Origin of the sequence: Achromobacter sp. UBA5777, assembly GCF_002418565.1 — a bacterium.
GTDB classification, from domain to species: domain Bacteria; phylum Pseudomonadota; class Gammaproteobacteria; order Burkholderiales; family Burkholderiaceae_B; genus Achromobacter; species Achromobacter animicus.
Genome location: NZ_DIEJ01000154.1, coordinates 1 through 10,832, shown reverse-complemented (window position 1 = coordinate 10,832; position 10,832 = coordinate 1). Strand labels below are relative to the sequence as shown.

General features: G+C 63.5%; 10 protein-coding genes and 1 pseudogene. 5 read left to right on the top strand and 6 right to left on the bottom strand.

Annotated elements, in window-relative coordinates; all coding sequences use genetic code 11:
• The 3 genes and pseudogenes from B3446_RS11920 to B3446_RS11910 form a co-directional block, all read right to left on the bottom strand.
• Window positions 1-260: pseudogene (locus B3446_RS11920) on the bottom strand (PhoH family protein); the annotation flags it as partial.
• Window positions 261-315: 55 nt separating this feature from the next.
• Window positions 316-780: a peroxiredoxin gene (locus B3446_RS11915; RefSeq protein WP_056567320.1), complete on the bottom strand. Its 465-nt coding sequence runs from the start codon at window positions 778-780 to the stop codon at window positions 316-318.
• Window positions 777-1,238: an Mth938-like domain-containing protein gene (locus tag B3446_RS11910; protein WP_056567314.1), complete on the bottom strand. Its 462-nt coding sequence runs from the start codon at window positions 1,236-1,238 to the stop codon at window positions 777-779. Before B3446_RS11910 ends, B3446_RS11915 begins: the two co-directional genes overlap by 4 nt.
• A gap of 234 nt (window positions 1,239-1,472) precedes the next feature.
• On the opposite strand from B3446_RS11910, the gene alaC reads away from it, so the two are divergent.
• The 4 genes from alaC (at window position 1,473) to B3446_RS11890 (ending at window position 5,996) form a co-directional block, all read left to right on the top strand.
• The gene (gene alaC, locus B3446_RS11905; protein ID WP_056567313.1) at window positions 1,473-2,660 is read left to right on the top strand and encodes an alanine transaminase; all 1,188 of its coding nucleotides are present in this window, start codon (window positions 1,473-1,475) and stop codon (window positions 2,658-2,660) included.
• Window positions 2,661-2,831: 171 nt separating this feature from the next.
• Window positions 2,832-4,136: a homoserine dehydrogenase gene (locus tag B3446_RS11900; RefSeq protein WP_191576680.1), complete on the top strand. Its 1,305-nt coding sequence runs from the start codon at window positions 2,832-2,834 to the stop codon at window positions 4,134-4,136.
• Between the two features lie 51 nt (window positions 4,137-4,187).
• Entirely contained in the window at window positions 4,188-5,597 is a 1,410-nt protein-coding gene (thrC, locus tag B3446_RS11895) for a threonine synthase (protein WP_291381221.1), read from the top strand.
• A gap of 177 nt (window positions 5,598-5,774) precedes the next feature.
• Complete coding sequence (locus B3446_RS11890) at window positions 5,775-5,996, top strand: YgdI/YgdR family lipoprotein (protein ID WP_056567306.1); 222 nt, start codon at window positions 5,775-5,777, stop codon at window positions 5,994-5,996.
• A gap of 91 nt (window positions 5,997-6,087) precedes the next feature.
• Here B3446_RS11890 and B3446_RS11885 read toward each other — a convergent pair whose 3' ends face one another.
• Window positions 6,088-7,107 (bottom strand): class 1 fructose-bisphosphatase, encoded by a 1,020-nt coding sequence (locus B3446_RS11885; RefSeq protein ID WP_175124626.1) that lies wholly within the window; start codon window positions 7,105-7,107, stop codon window positions 6,088-6,090.
• A gap of 10 nt (window positions 7,108-7,117) precedes the next feature.
• On the bottom strand, window positions 7,118-9,823 hold the full coding sequence (pepN, locus tag B3446_RS11880; RefSeq protein ID WP_291381218.1) for an aminopeptidase N: 2,706 nt from the start codon (window positions 9,821-9,823) through the stop codon (window positions 7,118-7,120).
• 151 nt (window positions 9,824-9,974) lie between these two features.
• Here pepN and B3446_RS11875 point away from each other — a divergent pair, with 151 nt between their 5' ends.
• On the top strand, window positions 9,975-10,610 hold the full coding sequence (locus tag B3446_RS11875; protein WP_175124624.1) for a DUF4136 domain-containing protein: 636 nt from the start codon (window positions 9,975-9,977) through the stop codon (window positions 10,608-10,610).
• Window positions 10,611-10,698: 88 nt separating this feature from the next.
• On the opposite strand, the gene B3446_RS11870 is transcribed toward B3446_RS11875, so the two are convergent.
• On the bottom strand, window positions 10,699-10,832 hold a 134-nt coding region (locus B3446_RS11870), incomplete at its 5' end, for an H-NS family nucleoid-associated regulatory protein (RefSeq protein ID WP_291381226.1).

Genomic DNA, 10,832 nt, shown 5'->3' with positions numbered 1-10,832 from the left:
GGCGCGCGGGCAGCGGGCGCGGCCGGGGCGGGCGGTGGCGTTTCGTGAGCGGGGGACGGGATGTGGGCCTTGCGCGCCGGCGCCGCCAGACCATCAAGTTCTGGCTGGACCAGCAACTCGTCCTCGTCGTCGACGAGGGCGGCCTGGGTGTTGGACCGCGCAGCGGCAGTCTTGGTCGTGCGGGCCTGCGCCCGGGCGGATTCGCCCGAGGGGAAGGTCAGGATGGCTGCGGGGCGGGTAGGCAACTTCGGAAGCGGCATATGCGTCACTCTCCTGTTTGGGCCGGCTATAGCGCCTGACGGGTTTCCTGTGCGGCTAACCGATGCTCTTGGCGGCTTGCAGGACTTCCTTCGCGTGGTTCGGGACCTTCACCCCGCGCCACTCCTGCACCAGCACGCCATAGGCGTCGATCAAGAAGGTGCTGCGTTCGATGCCGCGCACCTGCTTTCCATACATGTTCTTCTGCTTGATGACGCCGAACAGGTTGCAGACGGTTTCGTCGGCGTCGGAGATGAGAGGGAAAGGAAGCTCGTACTTGGCCTTGAAATTCTCGTGCGACTTCAGCGAGTCGCGCGAGATGCCGATCACGATCGCACTGGCCGACAGGAAGTCGCCATGCAGATCGCGGAAATCCTGGCTTTCGGTGGTGCAGCCGGGCGTGTTGTCCTTGGGGTAGAAATACAGGATCACGGCCCGCCCCTGGCATTGTTCAAGGCTGATGGGGCCTATCGTGCTTTCGGCGGTGAACAGCGGGGCGGGTTTGCCTATGCTCGGCGTCATTGACTGGAAGCTCCATTGGGCGGGATGAGGGCGACGACCACGCGCCGTCCCTCAGCCATCAGGATGTTGTAGGTGCGCGAGGCGGCGTGGGTGTCCATCGTTTCCACGCCAATGCCCACGGCCAAAAGGGGACGCAATACTTCAGGGCGCAGGAACTGCTGCTTGCCGCCGGTGCCCACCAGCAGGACTTCGGGCGCGTTGGCCGGCCGGCTGGGCGCGGCTTCCGGGGCATCCAGAAAATCCAGGGGGTTGCGGGCGGGCTCGGACAATCCGGCTGCCTGAAGCAAGAGGGAGGAGGTAATGTCGGCCGGCGACTCAACGGGCCAGATGGTCACTTCGCCTTCGGGGCCAAAAGCGACCGAGGAGGAAAAACGTACCTGGTTGACCTCGATATAGCCATCGCCGTAAGCGGTGACAGTGTTAAGAGCGGCCGTCGCAGGATCGGTATGCAGCTTCAATAAAAACTCCGGCTATACGTGCTTGATAATAGCGCATCGGACACGGCGCATGTTGCAACGTATCCACGAGGGAAAAGGGGCTTTTTTTTCCCATTTGCCCCTCAGGCGTCGTTGCGCTAGATTACAGGGTTTTGCTGCGCTGCAATCGTGTGCTGGCGCGGTTCTAAGCCCCCTTTCCCCTTCGCGCGACCGCGCCCTGGTCTTTTTGCCTTTTCGCCCCTAAGGATTCCCATCATGAGGAAGTTCTCTCGCATCGAGCGTTTGCCCCCGTACGTTTTCAACATTACCGGCGAGCTCAAGATGGCGGCGCGTCGGCGTGGCGAAGACATCATCGACATGTCGATGGGCAATCCGGATGGGGCGACGCCCAAGCACATCGTCGACAAGATGGTCGAGGCGACCAGCCGTCCCACCACCCACGGCTACTCGGTGTCCAAGGGCATCCCGCGTCTGCGCAAGGCGATCTGTGACTGGTATCAGCGCCGCTACGCGGTCGAGTTCGATCCGGACTCTGAAGCCATCGTCACCATCGGTTCCAAGGAAGGCCTGGCCCACCTGATGCTGGCCACGCTGGACCGCGGCGACACCGTGCTGGTGCCCAATCCCAGCTACCCGATCCACATCTATGGCGCCGTCATCGCCGGCGCCAATATCCGTTCCGTGCGCATGACGCCGGGCGTGGACTTCTTCGAGGAGCTGGAACGCGCCGTGCGCGAATCCATCCCGAAGCCCAAGATGATGGTGCTGGGCTTTCCCAGCAACCCGACCGCGCAGTGCGTCGACCTGTCGTTCTTCGAGCGCGTGGTCGCGCTGGCCAAGGAACACGACATCCTCGTCGTGCATGACCTGGCCTACGCCGACATCACGTTCGACGGCTACGTGGCCCCGTCCATCATGCAGGTGCCCGGCGCGCGCGACGTCGCCGTCGAGTTCTTCACGATGAGCAAGAGCTACAACATGGCGGGCTGGCGCATCGGCTACATGGTCGGCAACCGCGAGCTCGTGAACGCGCTCGCGCGCATCAAGAGCTATCACGACTACGGTACGTTCACGCCGATCCAGGTCGCGTCCATCGCCGCGCTGGATGGTCCGCAGGACTGCGTGAACGAAATCGTGGCGCAGTATCAAAGCCGCCGCGACGTGCTCGTGCGCGGCCTGCATGAAGCAGGTTGGAATGTGGAAATTCCCAAGGCGTCCATGTACATCTGGGCGCAGATCCCCGAACCCTACCGGGCGATGGGCTCTTTGGAATTTGCCAAGCGTGTCCTGTCGGATGCGAAAGTGGCCGTGTCCCCCGGGATCGGCTTCGGCGAGTATGGCGACGAATACGTGCGCTTCGCGCTTATCGAAAACGAGCAGCGCACCCGTCAAGCGGTGCGCGGCATCAAAGATATGTTCCGCAAGGACGGTCTGCTGAAGTGATGGGTGCCCACCCCCGCAGCGCTGCGCGCTTCCCCCTCTGAGAGGGGGCATGCCTGCGGACCGGCGGAGCCGGATCCGCGGCATCGCGATCGGGTGGCAACAGCTTCATGCACAGGATTATGGAGAAGTGAAATGAATTCCCCTCAACGCCCGCCCGCAGAGGGCGGCGCGATGAAACCCATGAAGGTGGGTCTGCTGGGTCTTGGCGTGGTTGGCGGCGGCACGTGGACCGTGCTGTCCCGCAACGCCGAGGAAATCGCCCGCCGCGCTGGCCGCCGCATTGAAGTCACCCGCGCCGCCGTGCGCGACGTGGAAAAGGCCCGCGCGCGCGTGGGCGATTCCATCGTGGTGGATACGGACGGTCACGCGCTGGTGCGCGATCCTGAAATCGACATCGTCGTCGAGCTGATCGGTGGCGACACCCTGGCCCGCGAGCTGGTGCTGGAAGCCATCGCCAACGGCAAGCATGTGGTTACGGCCAACAAGGCGCTGCTGGCCAAGCATGGCAACGAGATCTTCGCCGCCGCCTCTGAGCGCGGCGTGATGGTGAACTTTGAAGCTGCTGTCGCCGGTGGCATTCCCATCATCAAGGCGATCCGCGAAGGCCTGACCGCCAACCGCATCCAGTGGGTGGCCGGCATCATCAACGGCACCACCAATTTCATCCTGTCCGAAATGCGTTCGCGCGGCCTGCCGTTTGCCGACGTGCTGGCCGAAGCCCAGCGGCTGGGTTACGCCGAAGCCGATCCCACGTTCGACGTGGAAGGCGTGGACGCCGCGCACAAGCTCACGCTGCTGGCCTCGCTGGCATTCGGCGTGCCGGTGCAGTTCGACCGCGCCCACATCGAAGGCATCTCGCAACTGGCCGCCGAAGACATCGAGCACGCCGAGCGTCTGGGCTATCGCATCAAACTGCTTGGCATCACCAAGCGCCGTCCTGACGGCATCGAGCTTCGCGTGCATCCGGCGCTGGTGCCGTCCGAGCGTCTGCTGGCCAACGTCGAAGGCGCGATGAACGCGGTGCTGGTCAAGGGCGACGCCGTCGGCCCAACGCTGTATTACGGGCAGGGCGCGGGCGAAGAGCCCACCGCCTCGGCCGTCGTGGCCGACCTGGTCGACGTGACGCGCCTGCACACCGCCGATCCGGGCAACCGCGTGCCGCATCTGGCCTTCCAGCCGGACGCCATGTCGGACACCCCCATCCTGCCGATCGAACAGGTCAGCACGTCCTACTACCTGCGCCTGCGCGTCGACGATCAGCCGGGCGTGCTGGCAGACATCGCCCGCATCCTGGCCGACCGCGGCATTTCCATCGGTTCGATGATCCAGCAACCGTCGCACATCGGCGGCGCGGACATTATCTTCCTCACGCACGAGGCCATGGAAGGCAACGTCAACCAGGCCATCGAGCGCATCGAATCGCTGCCGTTCGTGCGGTCCAAGGTCACGCGCCTGCGCGTGGAGAACCTGACCTGATGAAGCTTGGCTCCCTCGCCAGGGAGCCAGGCCCATCGTGGAGCCATTGACATGAAATACATCTCTACGCGCGGCGGCATGGCCGCACTGGAATTCTCCGACATCCTGCTTGAAGGCCTGGCGCCCGATGGCGGGCTGGCCGTGCCGCAGACGCTGCCCCAGGTCTCCGCTGAAACGCTGGAATCCTGGCGCGGCCTGTCGTATGCCGACCTGGCATTCGAAGTGCTGTCGCTGTTCGCCACGGACATCCCCGCGGACGACCTGCGCCGTCTGACCCGCGCCGCCTACACGCCGCAGATCTTCAGCAGCGAGGACATCGTGCCGCTGCGTCCGCTCGACGGCGGGCTGTCGTTGCTGGGCCTGTCGGAAGGTCCGACGCTGGCGTTCAAGGACATGGCCATGCAGTTTCTCGGCCAGGTCTTCGAATACGTGCTGGAAAAGCGCGGCACCACGCTGAACATCGTGGGCGCCACCTCCGGCGACACGGGCTCGGCGGCGGAATACGCGCTTCGCGGCAAGAAGGGCGTCGCGGTGTTCATGCTGTCGCCGCACGGCCGCATGAGCGCCTTCCAGCGTGCGCAGATGTACTCGCTGCAAGACGAGAACATTCACAACATCGCCGTGCGCGGCGTGTTCGACCAGGCGCAGGACATCGTCAAGTCGCTGGCCGGCGACCTGGACTTCAAGAACCGGTATCGCCTGGGCGCCGTGAACTCGATCAACTGGGCGCGCATTGCCGCCCAGGTCGTCTACTACTTCCACGGCTGGCTGCGCGCCACCGAACGCGCCGGACAGCAAGTGTCCTTTGCCGTGCCGTCGGGCAACTTCGGCAACATCCTGTCGGGTCACATTGCCCGCCGCATGGGCTTGCCGATCCGCCGCCTCGTGCTGGCCACGAACGAGAACAACGTGCTGGAAGAGTTCTTCCGTACCGGCGTGTATCGTCCGCGTCCCGCCGAGCAGACGTATGCCACCTCCAGCCCGTCGATGGATATCTCGCGCGCCTCCAACTTCGAGCGCTTCGTGTTCGATCTGGTGGGCCGCGATACCGATCGCGTGAAGGCGCTGTGGACGGCGCTGCCGCGTGATGGCGCGTTCGACCTGTCCGACATGAAGGATCAGTTCGAGTCGCAGTATGGCTTTGTGTCGGGCGCCAGCTCGCATGTGGATCGCCTGGCAACGATTCGCGCCTTGTACGACGCCACCGGCGTGCTGGTCGACCCGCACACCGCCGACGGCGTGAAGGTCGCGCGCGAATTCGTGGAGCCGGGCATCCCCATGCTCGTGCTGGAAACCGCGCTGCCGGCCAAGTTCTCCGAGACCATCGAGGAAGCGCTTGGCCGTCCCGCGACGCCGCCCGGCAACCTCGCCGATCTCGAATCGCTGCCGCAGCGCGTCGAAGTCATGGACTGCAACGAAGCGTCCGTACGCCGTTTCATCGAGGCGCACGCCAAGGTGTAAGCACGCTTGCCGCTTGTATACGGTTGCAACCCCTCTCAGGCACGCCCTTAGAGGGATTTTTCTTTATTGGGGCCGGGTCCGATTACGTTCTTAAGCATTTTGCCCACAACCCGACACGATTTCGGGGGTTGATTCGGCTAGAGTGAAATCACTATTCAACACTCGGAGAACACGACCATGAACCTGAAGACCATGACGTTGGCCCTGGTGATGACCGGCGTTGGAGTACTGGCCGGATGCTCGTCGCCTTCGGTTATCAACCAACGCGACGGATCTTCGACCGTAGCGCCCGACGAGCCCGAATACGACAAGAAGTCGGGCATGTATGAATACGAACAGAACGGCAAGAAGGTTCAGATCAACAAGGACGACGTGAAGTCGATCGAAGAGGTCAAGTAAGCCAGCCTGACTCCTTACTGTCTGCATCAGGCAAAAGCCCCGGCTGTCATGGCCGGGGCTTTTGTTTTGCTGCAAAACGACCGGACGCGGTTTACTTGCCCGCGTCCTCGGCGTGGTAGCGGCCCACGCGTTCGACTTCGTTCTTGGAGCCCAGGATCACGCTCACGCGCTGGTGCAGCTTTTCAGGCTGGATGTCCATGATGCGCTGCGTGCCGTTGATGGCCGCGCCGCCCGCCTGTTCGATCAGGAAGCTCATGGGATTGGCTTCGTACATCAGGCGCAGCTTGCCGGCCTTGCCGGGTTCGCGCGCGTCCCACGGGTACATGAAGATGCCGCCGCGGGTCAGGATGCGATGCACGTCCGCCACCATCGAGGCGATCCAGCGCATGTTGAAATCCTTGCCCAACGGGCCGGTGGAGCCGGCCAGGCAGTCGTCGATGTAGCGCTTGACCGGCGGGGCCCAGTGCCGCATGTTCGACATGTTGATGGCGAATTCCTTGGTGTCTTCCGGCACGCGGATGTTCTCGTGCGTCAGCACCCACGATCCCATTTCGCGATCCAGGGTAAAGCCCACGACGCCATTGCCGATGGTCAGCACCAGCATTGTCTGCGGACCGTAGACGGCGTAGCCGGCCACCACCTGCTTGTTGCCCGGCTGCAGAAAGTCGTCTTCGCAGACGGGGGCGCCCGACACATCATGCGGCGCGTGCAGCACCGAGAAGATGGTGCCGATGGAGACGTTCACGTCGATGTTCGACGAGCCATCCAGGGGATCGAACAGCAGCAGGTATTCGCCCTTGGGGTAGCGGTTCGGGATCAGATGGATGGTTTCCATCTCTTCCGAGGCCATGGCCGCCAGGTGGCCGCCCCATTCATTGGCTTCCAGCAGGATCTCGTTGGACAGCACGTCCAGCTTCTTCTGGACTTCGCCCTGGACGTTTTCGCTTTCCAGGCTGCCAAGCACGCCGCCCAGCGCGCCCTTGCTGACCGCATGGCTGATGGCCTTGCAGGCGCGCGCCACCACTTCGATCAGCAGCCGGACTTCCGGCGCCAAGGCTTGGGCGGAGCGTTGCTGCTCCACCAGGTATTGAGTCAGTGTTTTACGTTTCAAAAGGATCTCCCTATGCGGCGAATTCTAAAGCCTTGGATACGATTTCCTGCACGTTGCGCGACAGGCCGTCGTGCTGGCGCACTTTTTCAAGCGCGGCCTGCATGGGCGCGCGCAGCGTGGGAACGAAGCGCGACCAGTTGTCCAGCGCACGCGCCAGGCGCGCGGCGATTTCCGGGTTCAGCGCGTCCAGCGCCAGCACCTGCTCGGCCCAGAAGGCGTAGCCCGAGCCGTCCGGATGGTGCATGCCGCGGGCGTTGTTGAGGCAGAACTGGAAAATCAGCGCGCGGGCGCGATTCGGGTTGCGCAGCGTGAAGGCCGGGTGCTTCATCAGCTCGCGGGCGGTCTGCACGGTTGTCGAGCGGGCGGCCGCCTGCAACGCGAACCACTTGTCCACCACCAGCGGATTGGCGCTCCATTTTGTATAGAAAGCGGCCAGCGCCTGCTGGGGGAAGTCGCCTTGTCCGAAATTGATCAGGGCAGTCAGCGCGGCCATGCTGTCGGTCATGTTGCCCGCATTGGCGTATTGCTGTTCGGCCAGATGCTGGGCTTCGGGCTCGCCGGCCGCCATCAGGTGGCTGAGCGCCAGATTCTTCAACGCGCGCATGCCGGCGGGAATCGGGGCAGGGCTGTACTCGCCCGGCGTCTGGTTCTCGTCGAAGGCGCGGCGGAATTCGGTCTGGAGTTGACGGCCCAGTTCGGCGCGCAGGAAGTCGCGCGCCACGGCCAGAGCGGGCGGATCCACCTGCTGCATGCGTTCGGCGAGTGTCTTTTCCGACGGCAGCGCCAAGGCGCGCGCACGGTAGGCGGCATCCAATGCGGGATCGGTGAGCAATGCGCGCCAGGCGTCGATGAAAGCCGCGTCGGCGTGCAGCGTACGGCCCGCCTGGCGGGCGTCCGCCAGCGCCAGAATCTGGCGGGTGGCCAGTTCCTGGCCGGCTTCCCAACGCGCGAACGGATTGCCATCGTGAGCGGACAACAGCGCCAGTTCCTCGTTGGACCAGTCGTAATCCACGATGACCGGCGCGGAGAAGTCGCGCAGCAGCGAAGGCACGGGCCGTTCGGCGATATCCTCGAACACCCATTGCTGGCTTTGCGTGGTCAGTTCCAGCAGCGCGGTGTCCACGACGGCGCCGTCATGGCGCAGCGGCAGCGCGTTGCCATCGCGGTCCAGCAGACCGATCGCAAAGGGAATGTGGAAGGGCGCTTTGACGTAGTCCGGGCCGGCCTTCTTTTCGACGCCGACGGGCGGGCACGACTGGGTAAGTGTCACAGTGCAACGGCGCGCGGCGGCGTCGTGATCGAGCCTGACCGAAACGCGGGGCGTGCCGGCCTGCCGATACCAGCGGCGAAACACCGACAGGTCGCGGCCGGGATGCTGCTTGACGTAAACCGATTCCATGGCAGCGACGAAATCGTCGCACGTGACCGCCTGGCCGTCGTGGCGGCGGAAGTATTCGTCCATGCCCGCGCGAAATCCGGCCTCGCCCAGCAGCGTGTGCTGCATGCGGATGACCTCGGCGCCTTTTTCGTACACGGTGGCCGTGTAGAAATTGCCGATCTCCTGGTAGTTTTCCGGACGGATCGGATGCGCCATAGGGCCGGCGTCTTCGGGGAACTGCGCGGCGCGCAGCGCCACGACGTCATCGATGCGCTTGACGGCGCGCGCGCTGGCCGCGGCTGCGGCGTCCATGTCGCGGGCCATCATGTCGGCGCTGAACTCCTGATCCCGGAAAACCGTCAGGCCTTCCTTCAGGCTCAGTTGGAACCAGTCGCGGCAGGTGACGCGGTTGCCGGTCCAGTTGTGGAAGTATTCATGCCCGATGACCGATTCGATACCTTCGTAGTTCGCGTCGGTGGCCGTCTGCGGATCGGCCAGCACGTAAGCCGCGTTGAAGATATTCAGGCCTTTGTTTTCCATGGCTCCCATATTGAAGTCATGGACGGCCACGATCATGAAGCGGTCCAGGTCCAGTTCAAGCCCGAAACGGCTTTCGTCCCAGCGCAGCGAACGCACCAGCGAATCCAGCGCCCATTCGGTCTTGGTTTCGGAGCCGGGGTCGCTGTAGACCTGCAGCAGCACATCGCGGCCACTGACCGTCTTGACCGTGGTTTCACGATGCGTGAGATTGCCCGCCACCAGCGCGAACAGATAGCAGGGCTTGGGGAACGGATCTTCCCATTCGACCTCGTTGCGGCCGTCGGGCAGCTGGCGCGAGGCGATCAGGTTGCCGTTGGACAGCAGCACGGGATACTCGGGCTGCGCGCGCAGCGTCACGCGATAACGCGACATGACGTCGGGGCGGTCGGCAAACCACGTAATGCGCCGGAAGCCTTCGGCCTCGCATTGCGTGAAGAAATTGCCGCCTGACACGTACAGCCCCATCAGGGTGGAATTGGCGGACGGCTCGCAGCGGCTGACGATTTCAACCGTGGCGTCGGCAGGCAGGCCACGCAGCGTGAGGGTGTGCTCGGACAGCTGGTAGCTGGCGGCGGGCAGCGGCTCGCCATTCACGCCTACCGACACGAGTTCCAACTCTTCTCCGTCCAGGATCAGGGCGGCGTCTGCGCTGGCCTCAGGCCTGCGCTGCACGTGCATCGTGCAGCGCACTTCGGTCGCGTCGGGCGCGAGGTCGAAGGCGAGGGCGACTTCGGGAATTTCGTAGGGGTAGGGCTGGTAATCCTTGCGGTAAACGGTAACGGGCGTGTCGGTGCGCATGGGATTTGCAGTCCTGTATGAACAAGAAGGCTATTGTAGTGGCTGGCCGATGAGCGGAACCTTGGGCTTACGGGCTAGCCTGAAAACTTTTGGCAAGCGCTTATGTCAAAGCTCGTTATGATGGCGCCGTCGTGCGCTGAAGGAGTTGCAAATGTCCAGGTCGTCTTGGTTCAGCAGTCTAGGCCGGTGGGCCGGTATTCTTGCCGTCCTGGGGGCAATGACGTTGACGGGCTGCGCGGCGCCGACCGTCTCGGCTCGCGTGACGTCGTTTCAGCAATGGCCGGCGGCTGTCGAAGGTCAGACCTACCAGTTTGTTCCCGCCGACCCATCGCAAATCAATAATCTTGAATATCAGTCGTTCCAGGACATGGTGCGCGCGGGAATCGGCGCCACGGGGCTGGTCGAAGCCCGTCAAGGCGTAAAGGCTCGCTTCGAGGTGTCGTTCCGTTATGGCACCACACAGACGCAGGTCATGGTGCGCCGTCCGTACGATCCGTATTTCTATGGCGGCTATGGCGGTTTCTATGGGCCAGGACCATGGGGTATGGGCGCGGGTTTCTGGGGCCCGGACTGGGTCGACGTGCCCATGGTGGTCCAGCGCAATTCGCTGTCGCTCTTCATACGGGATACGCAGCAGGGCGGTGCCGAGGTTTACCGTTCAACCGCCTTCATATTGAGCGAGCGCGATGATTTGCTTCGCACCATGCCCTATCTGGTGCGCGCCATATTCGACAATTTCCCGGGCAATAACGGTGCTGAACGAGAGATTCAATTTCCCGCGCGTTGAGCTGGGAAGGTCCTCTGTGGCGGTTTCCTAAAATAAAAACGGCGCACCATAATGGTGCGCCGTTTTATTTCTTACTGAGGAATAGGTTTTATTCCTTGATAAGAAAACTCTCGCGGGTGGCGCCGCCGGCTTCTTCGGCAGCGAGCCAGCGCGGCGCCTTGCCGCGGCCGCTCCAGGTTTCTCCGGTTTGCGGGTGGCGATACTTGGGCGCCACCGCGCGCT